Origin of the sequence: Curtobacterium sp. Curtsp57 (genome assembly GCF_047324335.1) — a bacterium.
Classification (GTDB): domain Bacteria; phylum Actinomycetota; class Actinomycetes; order Actinomycetales; family Microbacteriaceae; genus Curtobacterium.
Genome location: NZ_CP168511.1, coordinates 643,770 through 661,519 on the forward strand (window position 1 = coordinate 643,770; position 17,750 = coordinate 661,519).

A 17,750-nucleotide genomic window follows, 5' to 3' on the forward strand; every position below is an offset into this window, starting at 1 on the left:
CAGTCAGGCGGTGCTGGAGGACCGGCCGCGGCGTACTGTCCAGCGGTTGCGGTCGCCCTCGCGTTCGTACCGCAGCTCGTCCACGACCATGCCGACCAGCGCCAGACCGCGACCGCTCTCCGCGGACCCGTCCGGCAGCACGGCGGCCGCGGGGTCGACGGACGCAGGCCGACCGTCGTCGGTGAGCCGTGCCTCCAGCCCGTCACCGGTGACCGCGAGGGCCAGCGAGCACGCGACCCGGTGGCCGGCACCCGCGTGCTCGACGACGTTGGACGCGAGCTCGACGAGCGCCAGCTCGAAGGCCATGCGGTCTTCGGCACCGACCGACGGCTCGGTGCCCCACACCACCGCGAGGAAGTCGTGGACCGCGTTCACGTCGTCCGGTGGGGACGCGAACTCCAGGCGGTGCTCGCCCACGGCGGACCCGCTCATCCCCAGTTGGACACCGCGGCGTCCCCGTCCGGGTACGTCCGCAGGATCTTGTCGATGTTCGAGAGCTTCAGCACCATCGAGACCTGGTCGGACGGCGCCGCGATCCGCAGGTCGCCGCCCGCCTGCCGCGCGGTCTTCAGGCACCCGACCAGGGCGCCGAGTCCGGACGAGTCCATGAAGTCCACGGCGGAGAGCTCGACCACCACACGGTGCCGACCGTCCCCGACCACCTTGGCGACGGTCTCCCGGAACGCGGGGGCCGAGACCATGTTGAGTCGCCCCTTGCACTCCAGGACCGCCGCGTCCGCCTGTGCCTCGTGTACGACGATCTCCATGCCGGTGGTCCTCCTCAGGTCGGTGCGCGTGCTCCACGGACCCTATCGGTTCGACTCCGCCCACCGTCGGTACGGTCAGCGAGTTCTCCGTGTCGCCACCGTCTGCACGACCACCGCCGCTGCCATCAGCACGACCATGACCGCACCCATCGCGAGCGCGGTCCCGCCGAGCACCCCCGCGAGTGGCGTGCCGAGGCCACCCAGCCCGAACGACAGTCCGCCCTGGAGCGCCGCGGCGGTCCCCGGGTGCGCGGCGCCGACGTGCTGCGTGCGGGTCATCGCGGCCGGCAGGACGAACCCCCACGCGCCCGTCACCACGGCGAGCGAACACCAGACCGGGACGGGACCGAGGCCGAGCAGCGCCGAGGCCAGCACCCCGGCCCCACCGATCGTCCCGACGACGAGCCCGAACGTGAGCAGGCCGTCCTCGGAGAAGCGCCCGACGACCCGCCGGAACACGAGGGTCGTGATGATCATCATCGTCGCGTTCGTGGCGAACACAATCGTGTACAGCCCCTCCGAGAACCCGAACTGCGTCTGGAACACGAACGAACTCGTCGCGATGTACGCGAAGAAGCCGATGGTCGAGAGGACCCCGGAGAGCAGGTAGGCGCGGAACCGCGGGATCGCCAGGAGCTCGCGCATCCGGTGCCAGTTCGCGCCGAGGCCGATGCCGCCGCGTGCCTCCGCGCGGAGGGTCTCGGGGAACCGGGCCACCACCATGGCGAAGAACACCGCGCCGAGGACCGCGAGCACGACGAACATCACGCGCCATGTCCCGACCGTCAGGACCGCTCCCCCGACGAGCGGCGCCACGACCGGCCCGATCGCGTTGATCGCCGCGAGGGTGCCGAACACCTTCGCCATGACCGCCCCGTCGGTCACGTCGGACACCATCGCCCGCCCGGCCACGGCAGCGGCGGCTCCGGCGAGGCCCTCCACGACCCGGGCGACGACCAGCGTGACGACGTCGGGGGCGAGGGCGCACCCGAGCGAGGCGACGGCGAAGAGCGCGGTGCCCCAGAGGAGCATCGGCCGGCGACCGATGCCGTCGCTGACCGGGCCGGCGAGCAACTGCCCGACCGCGAACGCGACGAGGAACGCGGTCAGGGAGAGCTGCACGGCGCTCGGCGTGGTCCCGAGGTCGCGGGCGATCGCCGGCAACGCGGGGATGTACATGTCCGTCGCGAACGGCGAGACACCGACGATGAGGGCCAGCGGGACGATCGGCGGCAGGGTGGTCGAGATGGTCCGCATGCGCTCCGTCGTCACGTCCGCCACGCTACCGCGGACCGAATCGATTCGACAGTGCAGACTGGCTGGTCACGAAACCCCGCTCGCGTTCGCCGAGTGGTCGCGGGACGTCGGGTGTCTTTCGGCCGGACGACCATCCGTGGCCGGTCGGCGTCGGGCTGGCGGGGTGTCGCGACCACTCGAGGAGGGTCACCGGCCGGTGACGGGTCGCGCCACGCGATCGACGGGAGGCGCGGTGCCAGCCAGCACCGCGCCTCCCGTCCGCCGGTGCGTTCGGGGGTCAGCCCGTGTTCTGCAGGCCGGCGGCGATCCCGTTGACCGTCAGGAGCAGCAGCCGGTGGTCGGCATCGGCCGGATCGGTGCTGCCTGTGCTGCGGATCGCGCGCAGCGCCCGGAGCTGCAGGTGGGACAGGGCGTCGACGTACGGGCTGCGGAGTCGCACGGCGCGGGCGAGCACCGGACGGTCCTCGAGCACGTCGGCACCGCCGGAGACCCGGAGCACCCACTCCCGCGTGCGGAGCATCTCGTCGAGCACCTTCGCCGCGAGGTCGTCGCGGTCGGCCAGCTCGAGGTACCGGCGGGCGATGTGCTCGTCCGTCTTCGCGAGCGACATCTCGACGTTCTTGATCATCGCGCCGAAGAGCGGCCACTCGGCGTAGGCGGTACGGAGGAGTTCCTCGTCGCCCACCGCCTGGAGCGCGGACCCGAGGCCGTACCAGCCGGCGAGGTTGATCCGGGCCTGGGTCCACGAGAAGACCCACGGGATGGCGCGGAGGTCCTCGAGCGACTCGACCGACAGTCCACGGCGCGCCGGACGGGATCCGAGCGGCAGCAGCCCGATCTCCTCCATCGGGGTCACCGTGGCGAACCACGGCGCGAACCCGTCGGCCTTCACGAGGTCGTAGAAGGCGTCGCGGGAGACGTCGTCGAGCTGCTGGGCGAGGTCGGCGAACCGATCGGCAGCGGCCTCGGTGAGCGCCTCGTTCGACGGCGACGACGCGAACAGCGTCGCGGAGGCCATCTGCTCGAGGTGCCGGGCGGCGATGTCCTGGTCGCCGTACTGGGCGAAGATGACCTCACCCTGTTCGGTGAGCTTCAGCCGGCCGTCGATGGACCCCGGCGGCTGGGCGAGCACGGCCTCGTTCGCGGGACCGCCACCGCGGCCGAGCGACCCGCCGCGTCCGTGGAACAGGGTGAGCTCGACGTCGTTCTGCCTGGCCCACTCGGCGATCTTCGCCTGCGCGTCGTAGAGCGCCAGGTTCGCCGACACCGGGCCGACGTCCTTCGAGGAGTCCGAGTACCCGAGCATGACCTCGAGCTTGCGACCGGTCGCGGCGAGGCGTCGCTGGAACGCCTCGGTCCGGACGGCCTCGTCGAGGATGCCGACGCTCGCGTGCAGGTCGGCGAAGGTCTCGAACAGCGGGATGACGTCGAGCACCGGCGCCGCCTCGGCGGACCCGAGCGCGGCGGCGGCGAGCTCGTGGACGTTCGCCAGGTCCTCCGCCGACTGCGTGAACGACACGATGTACCGGTTGGAAGCCCGCACGCCGTACCGACGCTGCAGGTCCGCGATGGTCCGGAAGACCGCGAGGACCTCTTCGGTCGTCTCGCTGAGCTCGCCACCCGCACGGATCTCGGCGAGGGCGTTCCGGTGCACCTGCGAGTGCTGCCGGACCTCGAGCTCGGCGAGGTGGAACCCGAAGGTCTCGACCTGCCAGATGAGGTTCTGCAGCTCGCCGTACGCGGGACGCGCCGCGCCGGCCGCGACGAGCGACGCCTGGATGGTGCGGAGGTCCGCGAGGAACGCCTCTGGTCCGTCGTACGCGAGCACGGCGTCGCCGCGACGGGTCGCGTCGATCCGAGCAGCGGTGAAGAGCAGCGCACGGCGGTGCGTCTCGTTCGGCGCGCGGATCCCGATGCGCTCGGCGATGCCGGGGTCGAGGGTCTCCTGCGCCGCCACGAGCGCGGTCAGTCCGGCGTCCGCCGGGGTCTCGCTGCTGTCGAGGGTCAGGGTGCTGCCGATGCGGGTCGCCGCGCGCATCAGGCCGAGCAGGATGTGCTCCGCCGCGATCTCGGCCGCCTGCCGGGTCACGTCGGCCGTGACGTGCGGATTGCCGTCGCGGTCGCCGCCGATCCACGTGCCGAACCGGACGAACGCCGGGGCCTTGGCCGGAGCGCTGCCAGCGGCGTCGCCCTGGAGCCGGTCGTCGAGCAGACGGTAGACCTGCGGGACGATCTCGAACAGCGTCTGGTCGAACACGCTCATCGCCGTGCGGACCTCGTCGAGCGGGGTCGGCCGGGTGGTGCGGAGCGGGGACGTGCGGAGGAGGTTCGTGATCTCCTCGAGCAGCCGCCGTTCGTTCTCCACGAGCGCCGTCGAGTTCTTCGCCCGGTCGCGCTCGTCGATGAGGTCCGTGATGCGGCGGACGGCCGTGGTCACCGCGCGACGGCGGGCCTCCGTCGGGTGCGCGGTCAGGACGGGGTGGAAGCGGAGCGCGTCGAGTCGCGTGGCCGCCTGCTCGGCGCCGACCTCGTCGACGAGCTGGGCGTACGTCGCCGGGAACGAGTCTCCCGCGACACCGCCGTCGTCCCCGCGCAGCCGGAGCACGCGCACACGGTGGTGCTCCTCGGCCAGGTTCGTCAGGTGGAAGTAGGTGGTGAAGGCACGTGCGACCTCTTCGGCGCGTTCCGCCGAGAGTCCGGACACGACCGCCTCGGCACGTGCCGCGCCGTCCGCGTCGGAGCCCTCATACGCCTCGATCACCGCGGCACGCAGGGCCTCGACGTCGCGCAGCAGGTCGTCGCCGCCGCTCTCGCGCAGCACCCGCCCGAGCAGCTTGCCGAGGTAGCGGACATCCGAACGCAGGTCGCTGTCGACCGCTCCGCTCACATCGTCGCGCGCGCTCCCGAAGCGCGTCGATCCGTCGATCGCCGTCATCTCGTCCTTTCGGGTCGGCCCGGTATACCGCTTCCGGGTCCAGAGCAGCGTATCGGCAGCCGGGCTCCGGTGACGACGACCGTCCGGACGGGCGGCGTGGATTCGGATCGCATCCGGACGGACTTCGGGGTCCGTTCGTAGAATCCGGGGGTGTGAGCGACACTGCGGAACCGGCCGAGGGCGCCGAAGCGGCCATCGACGAGACGGGGGCCGCCCAGGTGGCGCATGACGAGCCTCCTGTCCTGGAGGGCGACGACGGACGGGAGCCGCCGGTCAAGCGCTGGGTGTTCTGGCCGGCAGCCGGCCTGGTGCTGGCGTTCGTCGTCATCGCACTCATCGCGCCGAAGCAGACCGAGGCCGTCTTCGCCACGGTGCAGGACGCGATCGTCCGCGACTTCGGCTGGTACTACGTGATCGTCGCCGCGGGGTTCGTCCTGTTCGCGATCTGGATCGGGTTCAGCCGGTTCGGCGACATCGTGCTGGGCAAGGACGACGAGCAGCCCGAGTTCTCCACGATGTCCTGGCTGGCGCTGCTGTTCGCCGCCGGGATGGGCATCGGGCTCGTCTTCTACGGCGTCGCGGAGCCGCTCAGCCACTACGCCTCCCCCAGGCCAGGCGTCACCGGCAGCGACGAGCAGCTCGCCCAGCGCGCGATGTCCCAGACGTTCCTGCACTGGGGCCTGCACGCATGGGCGATCTACGTCGTCGTCGGGCTCGCGCTCGCCTACGCGATCCACCGCCGCGGTCGCCCGGTGTCCATCCGCTGGGCGCTCGAGCCGCTCCTCGGCAAGCGGGTCACGGGCGGCTGGGGGAACCTCATCGACGTCGTCGCGCTCGTCGGGACGCTGTTCGGCGTCGCGACGTCCCTCGGCCTCGGTGTCCTGCAGATCGGTGCAGGACTCGACTACACGGACATCGCGGCGAACACCCGCGGCCTGCAGATCGGGCTGATCGTCGTCGTCACGCTGATCGCCATCGGGTCGCTGTTGAGCGGCGTCGGCAAGGGCATGAAGATCCTGTCGAACATCAACCTGCTGCTCGCCGCGGCGCTGCTCCTGGTCGTGCTCGCCTTCGGACCGACCCAGTTCCTGCTCGGCGAGTTCGTGCAGTCGATCGGACAGTACCTGCAGGGCTTCGTCGGGCTCGCGTTCGACACGAGTGCCTTCGCGGGCAAGGCCGGGCAGGAGTGGCAGGGTGCCTGGACGACGTTCTACTGGGGCTGGTGGATGTCGTGGGCCCCGTTCGTGGGGATCTTCATCGCCAGGATCTCCCGCGGTCGGACCGTGCGCCAGTTCGTCCTCGGCGTGCTCTTCGTCCCGACCCTGCTGACCTTCCTCTGGTTCTCGATCATGGGCGGGACCGCGCTGTGGGACCAGCTCAACGGGAACGGGGACCTCCTCGGCGCCGGCGGGACCGTGAACGTCGAGCAGGTGCTCTTCCAGATGCTCGGGGACCTGCCGGCCGGGTCGGTGCTCGTCATCGGCGCGATCGTCCTCATCGGGGTGTTCTTCGTGACCTCTGCGGACTCGGGGGCACTCGTGATGGGCATGATCGCGACCGGCGGGCAGATCGAGCCGAAGAACTGGATCCGGGTGTTCTTCGCGGGGGTCACGGCGCTCGTCGCCATCGCACTGCTGCTCGCCGGCGGCTTGAACGCGCTGAAGACGGCCGCGATCACCACGGCGCTCCCGTTCAGCGTCGTGATGGTGCTGATGTGCTGGTCGACCGTCATCGCGTTCACCCGGGAGCGTCGGGCGTACCTGCGCGCGGAGCGGCGGGCGATGATGGTCGACTTCGCGGACTTCTACCAGCAGGAGGTCGAGGACCCGTCCGAACGCGCACCCCGGACCGGCCCGATCGCGAAGCTCACGCGGCGCATCCGACGCTAGGTGCCGCCGGGCGGGTTGTGTCGCCGGGAAGGCGGACGGGCAGCGGGAGCACCCCTGCTGTGGCCGACCGTCCGCGATCCCGGCGGGTCTGTGGAGCCCTGGCGGCTAGCTCGGCTCGGAGAGCTGCGCCTGCGCGGCGGTGTGCACCTCGACGATCTGCACACGGGCGGATCGTCGATCGGTGAGCGGCGTCGTCCACGGCACGATGACCCGTTCCACGTCGCCGTCGTCGAGCTGGGCGATCCACACCCCGGCGATCGCGTCGATCTCGGTCATCGTGGCGGCGACGGCGGTGGCGGCACCGTTCGCCCGGACGATCACCAGGTTGTCGCCGGCGTGGTCGCCGTTCATGTGGTGCAGGATCGCCGCTCGGGCATCGTCGTCGAAGGGCTCGGAGGCGCCGGCGCTCACGCGGTCACCGCCACGTCCGGGCGACGACCGGCATCGAGCTCCGCGAGGAGTCCGTTGTTCAGCTCGTACGCGAGCTCGACCTCGGCGATCACCCGCTCGCGCTCGTCGTCGTCCCACGGCGCGGCGTCGAGCTGGCCGCGGTAGGTGTCCTTGAACGCGGCGGGGTCGGCGACCTGGTCGAAGATGTAGAACAGCACGCCGTTCGTGTCGAACCCGAACTGCTCGGAGAGCATCCGGCCGATCATCTGCCCGCCGGACAGGTCGCCGAGGTACCGCGTGTAGTGGTGCGCGACGAACCCACCCGGCCACTCGGCGGCGACCTCGTTGAGCCGTCGCACGTACGCGGTCGTCGCCGGCAGCGGACAGACCAGCTCGGACCAGTCCGATCCGATGAGGTACTCGAGGTCCGATCGGATCGCGGGCATCCGGGTCAGCTGCGCGGTGACGAACGGACTCGCGACGGGGTGGTCGGCCATGCGCGCGGCGGCGCGTTCGAGGGCGTCGTAGACGAACGAGTACTGTCCGAGCAGCGCGGCGTAGTCGGCGACGTCGCACTTCCCGCCGAGCAGGTCGTCCATGAAACCGTTCCCCGCCGAGGAGCCGTGCGAGCGACGGGTGCGCTTCCGCAGCAGCTCGGAGAACGGGATGACGGGACTATCCATGAGGTAAGGCTAACCTTACTGAGCCGGACGTCAAGCACTCCGTCGAACTTCCAGGCGATTGCGATCCCCCGAGAGGAAGCTCCACCACGATGAGCAAACCGAACCGCCCCCAGCACGTCTTCGTCGTCGAGCGCACCGAGCGCCTCTCGCCGCACATGGTCCGGGTCCACCTCGGCGGCCCCGCGTTCGAGGACTTCGTCCACGCGGCCGACCCCGAACGCCTCGAGACCACGGACAAGTACGTGAAGCTGCTGCTCGCGAAGCCGTCACTCGGGCTGCAGCCGCCGTACGACCTCGAGGCACTGCGCGAGACCCTCCCGAAGCAGGACCGTCCGGCACGCCGCACGTACACGGTCCGGGCGATCGACCACGATGCCCGCACGATCGCCATCGACTTCGTGGTGCACGGCGACGAGGGACTCGCCGGTCCGTGGGCAGCCGCGGCGGAACCGGGCGACAGGCTCGCACTGTCCGGCCCGGGCGGCGGCTACGCTCCGAGCACCGATCCGGCCGTCGCGCACGTGCTGCTCGGTGACGACAGCGCACTGCCCGCGATCGCATCGGCACTGGAGGCGATGGACGACTCCGCCACCGGTGTCGCCCTGGTCGAGATCGCCGGCCCCGACGACGAGCAGGACATCCCGCACCCTGCGGGGATCGCGCTCCGCTGGCTGTACCGCGACGCCGCCGGCGCCGAGCCGGGCACGCTCCTGCTGGAGGAGGCCAGGAAGCTGCCACGAGCCTCCCGTCCGGTCCAGGTCTTCGCGCACGGCGAGCGGACCGCGATGAAGGCGATCCGTCGACTCCTGCAGGACGAGTGGGAACTCGAGAAGTCGGACATGTCCCTGTCGGCGTACTGGGCGCTGGGTCGCGCGGAGGACCGCTTCCAGGAGGAGAAGCGCGAGCCGATCGGCGTCATCTTCGACTGACCCTGTTGTACAGCATGGTTGTACAACTGCGCTGAGGAGCGTACGGTGGCGGCATGTCCGCCAGCACTGCCGCGCGCACCGACCGGTTCGACCGGCGGCTGCTCGCACCGATGATGCTCGGGTCGATCCTGAACCCGATCAACTCCTCGATCATCGCCGTCGCCCTCGTGCCCATCGCCTCGGCGTTCGGCGCTCCCCCGTCGCAGACGGCGTGGCTCGTGTCGGCGCTCTACCTCGCGACGAGCATCGGGCAGCCGCTCGTCGGACGGCTCGTGGACACCTTCGGGCCGCGACGGCTGTTCCTGATCGGAGCCGCACTCACCGGCATCGCGGGCGTGCTGGGTGTGTTCGCGCCGAACCTCGGGGTCCTCATCGCCGCGCGCGTCGTGCTCGGGTTCGGCACCTGCGCCGGCTACCCGGCGTCGATGTACCTGATCCGCTCGGAGGCGGACCGCACCGGGATCGCCTCCCCCGCCGGTGTGCTCACGGCGCTGTCCGTCGCGACGCAGACCATCGCGGTCATCGGGCCGACACTCGGCGGGCTCCTCATCGGGCTCGGTGGGTGGCGTGCGACGTTCGCGGTGAACATCCCGCTCGCGGTCGCGTGCCTGGTGCTCGGGGCGCTGGTCCTGCCGCGCACGATGCCCGTGACCCCTGGTGCCGACCGGCTCCGGATCGACCTGCTCGGCATCGTGCTGTTCGCCGGCACGCTCGTCTCGCTCCTGCTCTTCCTCATGTCGATCGGTGTCGAGACGCTCTGGCTGCTCGGGCTCGCCGTGCTGTTCGGCGCCGCCTTCGCGTGGCGCTCCCTGCGCGCGCCCGACCCGTTCATCGACGTGCGGGTCTTCGCCGGCAACGTGCCGTTGCTCGTCACCTACGCCCGCGGCGTGCTGGCGGCCACGGTGTCGTACTGCTTCCTCTACGGGTTCACGCAGTGGCTCGAAGGCGGTCGCGGGCTCTCCCCGTCGCAGGCGGGACTCGTCCTGCTGCCGACGTTCGCGACGGGGATCCTGGTCGCGACGCTCACCGGCCGACGTCCGGAGATCCGCGGCAAGCTCGTGGTCGGTGCGGCGGCCCAGGTGGTCGGGTGCGTCGTCGTCCTGTTCGCGGGGTCCGGCTCGCCGATCGCACTGCTGCTCGTCGTCGCGATCGTGCTCGGCATCCCGCAGGGGCTCGTGAACCTGGCCGTGCAGAACACGCTCTACCACCAGGCGGACCCCGCGCGCGTGGGCGCCTCCGCAGGGCTCCTCCGGACGTTCATGTACCTCGGCGCGATGATCGCGTCGTCGGCCAGCGGGGCGTTCTTCCACCACGGGACGACGGACGCGGGACTCCACGACCTCGCGTGGTTCATGGCGGGGACGGCGGCACTCTTCCTCGTCATCACCCTGGTGGACCGGTCGCTCGTGCGGGTGGACCGCGCGGCACGGGGGTCGTCCGAGCCGGTCGCGGCGTCCTGACCGCGGGGCACCAGACGGGAGGCCCGGGGAGCGTCGGACGTCGCCGGTAGCGTTCGGCGCATGGTCCAGTCCTGCTGCGTCCCGGGCTGCGCGGGCCCGGTCGCGTCCGGCGCGCCGGTGCCGCTGTGCGAGTCGCACGTGGGGCTCGTGGCCGACTTCGCCGCCTCCGCCCGTGGGACCGAGGACGTCCTGCCCGGCCCGTGTCTCGTCTGCGGATCGCGGCTCGGCGTGCGGTGGCCGTCGGGATCGGTGTGCGCCGTGTGCGAGTGGCCGTTCGGGGACGTGCCCGACGGCGACCTCGCTCCCCCGCGGGTCGACGTCGTGTACTACCTGCGGCAGCGGGACGACGTCGGCGACCGGATCAAGATCGGCACGACGGCGAACCCGCGGCAGCGGCTGGGGCGGATCAGCCACCAGGACCTGATGGCGTTCGAGCGGGGCGACCGGGTGCTCGAACGGCGTCGGCACGGGCAGTTCGCAGCGACGCGGTACCCGGGGACGGAGTGGTTCCGCACGACGCCGGCGTTGCTGGCGCACGTCGCGGTCGTCGCCGGCGGGGTGTCCGACCCGTGGTCGTTGCACGCGCGCTGGACGAGCGAGGCGCTGGCGCTCCGCGGGTGACGGATGCGGCGGGCGTGCGCGTCGGCGGGCGCGGGCGGGCACGTCGGCGGGCGCGGGCGGGCACGTCGGCGGGCGCGGGCGTGCGCGTCGGCGGGCGCGGGCGTTCGGGCGTGGGGTCAGCGTGCGTAGGCGTCGACGAAGAGCGCGCCGCGGACGTCACGGAGCGTGTCGACCAGGCTCGCGATGGTCCGGCCGGAGATCCCCGACACCTGCAGGTCGTGAGGGCCGAGCGCGGGCAGCCGACCGGTCCGGATCCGGATCACCTCCCACCCGACACCGCGGATCGCCCGGTCCTTGCGGCAGTCAGACGCTTCGCGGGGTCCCACGTGCTCGAGGCCGTGCCGTCCGGTGGAGTCGTACTCGATCGCGACGCGGAGCTCGGGCAGGATGATGTCCGGCCACGCTTCGACGTGGTCGTGGAACGGGCGGTCGAGGCGGATCGCGTTGCGGTCGAACGTGAAGTCGAAGCGGTCGGACAGCGCCTGCCGGAGTTCGGCTTCCACCGCGGAGGCCGTCGCGGGCGCACACACGCTGACGAAGGCGTCGCCGGAGGGCAGTCGCGGGGTCTTCTGGCAGATGCGACGAGGAGCCGCCGAGCGGGAGCCGGACGACCGGACCGCACCGGGCCGACGGACACGCTCGGACGCCACCGCGCCGGTCGGCATGCCGGACGACGTCCCGGGAGCGCCGATCCCACGGCCGGGCGCGGCCGGCAGGGTCTGGCGACCGGTCACCCGCACCGCACGTTGGGGTGCGGGAACGGCTTCGGGCCACTCGTCGGGCAGGGTCGGCCAGCGTTGCGGCTTCGCCATCAGCGCGCACTCGGGGCACCAGACGGAACGACGACGCTCTCGGCCGGGACGCCCACGCTGTTCCGCAGGGGTCGCGACGAACACGTGGCCGACGTCGCACTCCCAGGTCAGGAGGACGTCGGCCGCCGGTGGGATCTGGGTGAGGACGATGCCGGCGTTCCACTCCGGGTGGTACTGCCGGACGAGCACCGGGTAGGACGCCCACGCGGCTCGGAACTCCCCGACGGCGTACGGCATCGGCACACCGCGCGACCACTGCCGGCGGCGCCACCACGCGTCGACGGGTTCCACCACGACGGTCACGGTAGGGCGCACCACCGACAGTCGAGCGCTGGCGGACCCGCAACCGTGCGGGCCGTTCCGGCCGTTCCGGCCGCATGGCATACCCTGGTGGGGTACCACTCGACAGGAGGCGCCATGACCGAGCACCACCACGGTTACATCTCGTCCAAGGACGCGTACCTGAAGCGTCTCCGGCGCATCGAGGGACAGGCGCGCGGCCTGCAGCGCATGGTCGAGGACGAGCAGTACTGCATCGACATCCTCACCCAGGTGTCCGCGATGACGAAGGCCCTGCAGTCGGTCGCACTGGGCCTCGTCGAGGACCACCTCAGCCACTGCGTCGCCGATGCGATGGCGGACGGCGGCGACCCCGAGGCGAAGATCAAGGAAGCGTCCGAGGCGATCGCACGACTCGTCCGCTCCTAGCCAGACCCGGCGCCGCCGTGCCAGGGTCGGTGTCGTGTACACGGACATGACCGGGCCCGAGCTCCACGCCTACCGCGGGAGCGTCGTCGAGCCCGATGACTTCGACCACTTCTGGACCACCACCCTCGCCGACGCCCGGCAGCACCCGATCGACGTCGCCGTCGACCGGGTCGCGACGGGCCTCACGACGCTCGACACCTACGACGTGACCTTCGCCGGCTGGGCCGGGCAGCGGATCCACGCGTGGCTGACCGTCCCAGCTGGCACGAGCCCGGACGCGCCGCTCCCCGCGGTGGTGGAGTACATCGGCTACGGCGGCGGCCGTGGCCTCCCGACCGAGCAGCTGCTGTGGGCGTCTGCCGGGTACGCGCACCTGCTCATGGACACCCGCGGGCAGGGGTCCGGCTGGTCAGTCGGCGACACCCCGGATCCGGACGGCTCCGGCCCGGCGGTCCCCGGGGTCATGACGCGCGGGATCGAGTCGCCGGAGACCTACTACTACCGTCGGCTCACGACCGACGCCGTCCGTGCCGTCGACGCCGCGCGGGCGATCGACCTCGTCGACCCCGCCCGCGTCGCCGTGCTCGGCGTCAGTCAGGGCGGCGGCATGGCGATCGCGGTGTCCGGCCTGGTCGAGGGACTCGCCGGCGTGTTCCCCCGCGTGCCGTTCCTCTGCGACTTCCCGCGGGGCACGACGATCACCGACGCGTACCCCTACCGCGAGATCGCGCAGTACCTCACGGTGCACCGGACCGGGCGCGACCAGGTCTTCGGCACGCTGGCGTACTTCGACGGGGTCCTGCACGCCGCCCGCGCGACGGCTCCGGCCTGGTACTCGACCGCGCTGATGGACCCGACGTGCCCGCCGTCGACCGTCTACGCCGCGTACAACGCGCACGGGGGCCCGAAGGAGATGACGGTGTGGGAGTTCAACGGCCACGAGGGCGGTGGCGCGCACGAGGACGTCGAGACGCTCCCACGGCTGCGGTCCGTCCTCAGCTGAGGGCGTTCTTCACGTACCCGACGAGGGCGTTCGCGTGACCGTGCCCGAGTCCGTGCTCGGACTTCAACCACGCGACGACCTCCATGTGCCGGTCGGTGTCGAGCCGGTCGGCCACGAGGTCGAGCCACTCCTGGACGGGGCGGCCGTAGGTCTTCTCGATGCTCGGGAAGTACGACGCCGGTCCCTTGGGCTTGCTGCCGTCGGCCGGGGGCTCTGGTGCGGTGACGCGATGGGCGCTCATGGGCTCACCATAGCGAGCCGCGCACACCGCTGACGCGTCACGGAAGGTCATCCACCACGCCGACGTGACGTTGGGTTCCGTTCCGTGCCGCTGTGTTGCGCAGGGCGTTGTCGGGCGGCGCGAACCCCTCGTACGGTCACGCCATGACCGACACGGCACACGCGACGGAGCACCGGCACGGTGCCCTCGCGTTCCGCACCGTCCGCCCCGACGACCCGGCAGCGGCACCGATGCTCGCGGACCTCGAGCGCGAGTACGACGCCCGCTACGGCGACCACTTCGGCGAACCGGCCTCCACCGAGATCAACCGGTACCCCGTCGAGCACTTCACCGCTCCGCTCGGCACGTTCGTGCTCCTGTACGAGGACGACCGCCTGGTGGCCGGCGGCGCGTTCAAGCCGTACGACGACGACACGATCGAGCTGAAGCGGATCTGGACGACCCCCGAGGCGCGCGGCCGTGGCCTCGCGGGGGTCGTCGTCCAGGAACTCGAGGCCGAGGCCGGACGACGTGGCTTCGGGCGCGTGTACCTGACGACCGGGCCACGGCAACCCGAGGCGGTGCGGCTCTACACCCGGCTCGGCTACACCCCGCTGTACGACGTGACCAAGTCGTCGGAGGAGGTCGGGATCCACCCGTTCGAGAAGACCATCAGGACCGACGGGGCGGGGCCGACCCGGGCCTCCAGTCCGACCGACCGCCCCGTCATCCCGCTCCGCCACCCGCTGCGGTGGATCGCTGCGGCGGTCGTGCTCGTGCTGCTCGCGAACCTCGTCGAGACGCTCTTCACGAACCCGTCCTGGGAGTGGCCGCGGGTCGGGAAGTGGCTGTTCAGCCCGGCGATCCTGACCGGCCTGCAGCTCACGCTCGTCGCGACGGCGCTCAGCGCCGTGATCAGCTTCGCCGGCGGCATCGTCGTCGCGATCGCCCGCCTGTCGCGCAACCCGGTGCTGTCGAGCCTGGCGTGGGGGTACGTCTGGCTGTTCCGGTCCGTGCCGCTGATCCTGGTGCTCGTCTTCCTGTACAACCTCGGCAACCTCTACCCGACGATCGGGATCGGCGTCCCGTTCGGCCCGCACGTCGAGGTGCCGACCGCGAACGTGCTCGGTGACCTGGCGATCGGCGTGATCGGACTGAGCCTCAGCGAGATCGCCTACGCGTCGGAGATCGTCCGCGCCGGGGTCCTCGCCGTGGACCACGGGCAGCACGAGGCCGCACAGGCACTCGGGCTCCCCCGGCACCGGCAGTTCCTCCGCATCGTGCTGCCGCAGGCGATGCGCTCGATCGTCCCCGCGTTCGTGAACCAGATCGTGGGGCTGCTCAAGGCGAGCTCGCTGCTGTTCTACGTGTCGCTCCTCGACCTGTTCGGGGTCGTCCAGAACCTGTCGAGCACCTACCCGACGGACATCATCCCGCTGCTCGTCGTCGCGACGCTCTGGTACCTCGCGCTGACCAGTGCCGTCTCCATCGTCCAGTACTACGTCGAGCGGTGGACGTCCCGCGGTTCGGTGCGCACGCTGCCGCCGACGCCGTTGCAGCGGGTCCGCGCCGCTTGGCGGCGGATCCGGACAGGAGGCTCGGCTCCGGTCCGGTCGTCGACGGCTGCTGGCCGTCTGGTCACCGCAGACAACAACGACGGAAGGGTCGTCTCGTGAGCGCGACGATCAGCATCCGCGGGGCCGTCAAGGCCTTCGGTGACAACCGGGTCGTCGACGGGATCGACCTCGACCTGGCGGCCGGGAGCGTGACCGCCGTCCTCGGGCCGTCCGGGTCGGGCAAGTCCACGCTGCTCCGGGCGATCAACCACCTCGAGCCGCTCGACCGGGGCGTCGTCACGATCGGCGACGAGACGATCGGCGTGCGGCTGGTGCCGGGGAGCGGTCGCTACAAGGAGCTGCCGGAGCGAGCGATCCTCCGGCAGCGCGCCCGGATCGGGTTCGTGTTCCAGCACTTCAACCTGTTCCCGCACCTGACCGCGCTCGAGAACGTCATCGAGGGGCTCGTCGCCGCCGGTGTCCGTGTCGCGCCCGCCCGGGTCCGCGGCATCGCCCTGCTCGAGCAGGTCGGACTGGGCGACCGCGTCGACGCCCGTCCGAGGCAGCTCTCGGGCGGCCAGCAGCAGCGCGTCGCGATCGCCCGTGCCCTGGCCCTCGAACCAGAGGTGCTGCTGCTCGACGAGCCCACCTCGGCGCTCGACCCCGAGCTCGTCGGCGAGGTGCTCGGCGTCATCCGGTCTCTCGCCGCGTCCGGCACGACCCTCGTGATCGTCACCCACGAGGTCGCCTTCGCCCGCGAGGTCGCCGACCACGTCGTGTTCCTCGACCACGGCCGGATCGTCGAGCAGGGTCCGCCGTCGCAGGTCCTCGACGCGCCCCGCCACGACCGGACCCGCGCGTTCCTCAGCCGCCTGCGCTGACCCCGACTCCCCACCCCCCACAGCACCCGACCCCAGGAGAACCATGCCCATCACCACCCTGTCCCGCTGGCGCAGCACCGGCGCCCTCGCCATCGCCGCCGGCGTCGTCGTCGCCCTGGCCGGCTGCGCCGCGGGAGCGAACGCCGGCACCGGCTCCGGCTCCGGCTCCTCCGTCGACGGCACGGTCACCATCGGCGCCGCCTCGAACGGCGCAGCGAAGGAGACGACGCTCACCGTCGCCGAGGACGAAAAGCTCCACGACGCGCTGCCGTCCGACGTCAAGAAGTCGGGCGAGCTCGTCATCGGCATCGGCGCACTGCCCTCCGGGTTCCCGCCGCTGGCCTACACCGGCGACGACCAGAAGACGCTCACGGGTGCCGAGCCCGACCTCGGTCGGCTCGTCGCCGCGAAGCTCGGGCTCGACGCGCAGGTGAAGAACTCGACGTGGGACAACCTGTTCGTCGGCATCGACAGCGGCTCCGTCGACGTCGGGTTCTCGAACGTGACGGACACCGAGCAGCGCAAGGAGAAGTACGACTTCGCCTCGTACCGCGAGGACAACCTGGCCTTCCAGGTCCTGAAGTCGAGCGACTGGACGTTCGACGGCGACCCCTCGGTGCTCGCGGGCAAGACCGTCGCCGTCGGGTCCGGTACGAACCAGGAGAAGATCCTGCTCGAGTGGAAGGACCAGCTCGAGGCCGCCGGCAAGACCCTGACGGTCAAGTACTACCCGGACACGAACTCGACGAAGCTCGCGCTCGACTCCGGCAAGATCGATGCGTCCTTCGGCCCGAACCCGAGCATCGCGTACCAGAACACGCAGAGCGCGGGCAGCGCGAACCCGACAAAGACCGCGGGGACGTACTCCGGTGCGGGTGGGTCGTTGCAGGGGCTCATCGCCGCGACGACGAAGAAGGACAACGGACTCGTGGAGCCGGTCCAGAAGGCGATCAACGAGCTCATCGAGGACGGCACGTACGCCAAGTGGCTGCAGGCGTACAACCTGTCGAACGAGGCCGTGCAGCAGTCCGAGATCAACCCGCCGGGGCTGCCGCTCGACAACAGCTGAGCCGGGTCGGTCGGCTCGCCCGGGCCGGTCGGCTCGCCCGGTCGGTCGGCTCGCCGGGCCGACTCGGGACGACACCCTCGACGTCGTACGACGTCGAGGGTGTCGTTCGTTGCGGACGCAACACTTGCACGCGCGCCGCAGCGACAGGGTCGCTGTCGTACGACAGCGACCCTGTCGCTCCTTGCGGACGCAACCATCGGCGGCGGGCTCAGCACGCATCGGACGGGAGGCTCGTGGCCATGCCGCCACGAGCCTCCCGTCCGGCGTGCGGCCGGCCCACCGCACCACGCGACGAGTGCGCAGGGGCGGTGCGCGATCCGGCCCGGCCCGCCTGCGGACGCGACGAGTGCTCAGAAATGCCGGTTCCCGGGGCGGGTACGACACCGCGTCCGCGCACTCGGCCGGGAGGTCGGCCGACCGGCCGGCCGGGCGGTCGGCCGGTCTGCCGGCCGAGTGCGCAGAAGGTGCGATCCGAGACGCGGACCAGCCACCACTTCCGCGCACTCGACGCCGGACGGGAGGCTCGGGTCGGGCCGGCCCTGAGCCTCCCGTCCGGCGTGTGGCCGGGCC

17 protein-coding genes are annotated in these 17,750 nt (G+C 71.5%); 9 read left to right on the forward strand and 8 right to left on the reverse strand.

The annotated features are described in order from the left end of the window. Positions 1–3: 3 nt before the first annotated feature. The 4 genes from ACEN9V_RS02985 to ACEN9V_RS03000 form a co-directional block, all read right to left on the reverse strand. Positions 4–432, reverse strand: a complete 429-nt coding sequence (locus ACEN9V_RS02985) for an ATP-binding protein (protein WP_413602074.1) — start codon at positions 430–432, stop codon at positions 4–6. Beyond that, positions 429–767 carry an STAS domain-containing protein gene (locus ACEN9V_RS02990; RefSeq protein ID WP_281264361.1) on the reverse strand — a complete coding sequence of 113 codons (339 nt, stop codon included), beginning with the start codon at positions 765–767 and terminating at the stop codon, positions 429–431. The genes ACEN9V_RS02985 and ACEN9V_RS02990 overlap by 4 nt, the downstream gene beginning before the upstream one ends. Positions 768–842: 75 nt before the next feature. After that, on the reverse strand, positions 843–2,039 hold the full coding sequence (locus ACEN9V_RS02995) for a multidrug effflux MFS transporter (RefSeq protein ID WP_413602075.1): 1,197 nt from the start codon (positions 2,037–2,039) through the stop codon (positions 843–845). 262 nt (positions 2,040–2,301) lie between these two features. Beyond that, the gene (locus tag ACEN9V_RS03000; protein ID WP_413602076.1) at positions 2,302–4,959 is read right to left on the reverse strand and encodes a phosphoenolpyruvate carboxylase; all 2,658 of its coding nucleotides are present in this window, start codon (positions 4,957–4,959) and stop codon (positions 2,302–2,304) included. Between the two features lie 284 nt (positions 4,960–5,243). Between ACEN9V_RS03000 and ACEN9V_RS03005 the strand changes: the two genes are divergently transcribed. Next, positions 5,244–6,848, forward strand: a complete 1,605-nt coding sequence (locus ACEN9V_RS03005; protein ID WP_413603030.1) for a BCCT family transporter — start codon at positions 5,244–5,246, stop codon at positions 6,846–6,848. A 105-nt stretch (positions 6,849–6,953) separates the two neighbouring features. Here the strand turns inward: ACEN9V_RS03005 and ACEN9V_RS03010 are convergent, their stop codons facing one another. Together ACEN9V_RS03010 and ACEN9V_RS03015 are read right to left on the reverse strand one after the other, a co-directional pair. Continuing rightward, on the reverse strand, positions 6,954–7,259 hold the full coding sequence (locus ACEN9V_RS03010; protein WP_413602077.1) for a DUF2470 domain-containing protein: 306 nt from the start codon (positions 7,257–7,259) through the stop codon (positions 6,954–6,956). Continuing rightward, the gene (locus ACEN9V_RS03015) at positions 7,256–7,921 is read right to left on the reverse strand and encodes a heme oxygenase (biliverdin-producing) (RefSeq protein WP_413602078.1); all 666 of its coding nucleotides are present in this window, start codon (positions 7,919–7,921) and stop codon (positions 7,256–7,258) included. Before ACEN9V_RS03015 ends, ACEN9V_RS03010 begins: the two co-directional genes overlap by 4 nt. Before the next feature lie 89 nt (positions 7,922–8,010). Between ACEN9V_RS03015 and ACEN9V_RS03020 the strand changes: the two genes are divergently transcribed. Genes ACEN9V_RS03020 through ACEN9V_RS03030 form a run of 3 tightly spaced genes read left to right on the forward strand, consistent with a single transcriptional unit; the run spans position 8,011 to position 10,931 of the window. Beyond that, complete coding sequence (locus tag ACEN9V_RS03020) at positions 8,011–8,850, forward strand: siderophore-interacting protein (RefSeq protein ID WP_413602079.1); 840 nt, start codon at positions 8,011–8,013, stop codon at positions 8,848–8,850. 53 nt (positions 8,851–8,903) lie between these two features. Then, on the forward strand, positions 8,904–10,310 hold the full coding sequence (locus ACEN9V_RS03025; protein ID WP_413602080.1) for an MFS transporter: 1,407 nt from the start codon (positions 8,904–8,906) through the stop codon (positions 10,308–10,310). Positions 10,311–10,370: 60 nt separating this feature from the next. Beyond that, positions 10,371–10,931 (forward strand): GIY-YIG nuclease family protein, encoded by a 561-nt coding sequence (locus ACEN9V_RS03030; protein ID WP_413602081.1) that lies wholly within the window; start codon positions 10,371–10,373, stop codon positions 10,929–10,931. 116 nt (positions 10,932–11,047) lie between these two features. Here ACEN9V_RS03030 and ACEN9V_RS03035 read toward each other — a convergent pair whose 3' ends face one another. Next, positions 11,048–12,037, reverse strand: a complete 990-nt coding sequence (locus ACEN9V_RS03035) for a hypothetical protein (protein WP_413602082.1) — start codon at positions 12,035–12,037, stop codon at positions 11,048–11,050. Between the two features lie 123 nt (positions 12,038–12,160). On the opposite strand from ACEN9V_RS03035, the gene ACEN9V_RS03040 reads away from it, so the two are divergent. Further along, positions 12,161–12,451, forward strand: coding sequence for a metal-sensitive transcriptional regulator (locus tag ACEN9V_RS03040; protein ID WP_281264352.1), 291 nt, complete (start codon positions 12,161–12,163; stop codon positions 12,449–12,451). 34 nt (positions 12,452–12,485) lie between these two features. Continuing rightward, positions 12,486–13,454 carry an acetylxylan esterase gene (locus ACEN9V_RS03045; RefSeq protein ID WP_413602083.1) on the forward strand — a complete coding sequence of 323 codons (969 nt, stop codon included), beginning with the start codon at positions 12,486–12,488 and terminating at the stop codon, positions 13,452–13,454. Here ACEN9V_RS03045 and ACEN9V_RS03050 read toward each other — a convergent pair. Further along, complete coding sequence (locus tag ACEN9V_RS03050) at positions 13,447–13,695, reverse strand: DUF4287 domain-containing protein (RefSeq protein ID WP_281264351.1); 249 nt, start codon at positions 13,693–13,695, stop codon at positions 13,447–13,449. The two genes, ACEN9V_RS03045 and ACEN9V_RS03050, sit on opposite strands and share 8 nt — an antisense overlap. Positions 13,696–13,838: 143 nt before the next feature. Between ACEN9V_RS03050 and ACEN9V_RS03055 the strand changes: the two genes are divergently transcribed. Genes ACEN9V_RS03055 through ACEN9V_RS03065 form a run of 3 tightly spaced genes read left to right on the forward strand, consistent with a single transcriptional unit; the run spans position 13,839 to position 17,180 of the window. After that, positions 13,839–15,350, forward strand: coding sequence for a GNAT family N-acetyltransferase (locus tag ACEN9V_RS03055; RefSeq protein WP_413602084.1), 1,512 nt, complete (start codon positions 13,839–13,841; stop codon positions 15,348–15,350). Next, on the forward strand, positions 15,347–16,111 hold the full coding sequence (locus ACEN9V_RS03060) for an amino acid ABC transporter ATP-binding protein (protein ID WP_413602085.1): 765 nt from the start codon (positions 15,347–15,349) through the stop codon (positions 16,109–16,111). The genes ACEN9V_RS03055 and ACEN9V_RS03060 overlap by 4 nt, the downstream gene beginning before the upstream one ends. A 43-nt stretch (positions 16,112–16,154) precedes the next feature. After that, a complete protein-coding gene (locus ACEN9V_RS03065) occupies positions 16,155–17,180 on the forward strand; it encodes an ABC transporter substrate-binding protein (RefSeq protein ID WP_413602086.1) in 1,026 nt (341 codons plus the stop codon). The last annotated feature ends 570 nt before the right edge of the window (positions 17,181–17,750 follow it).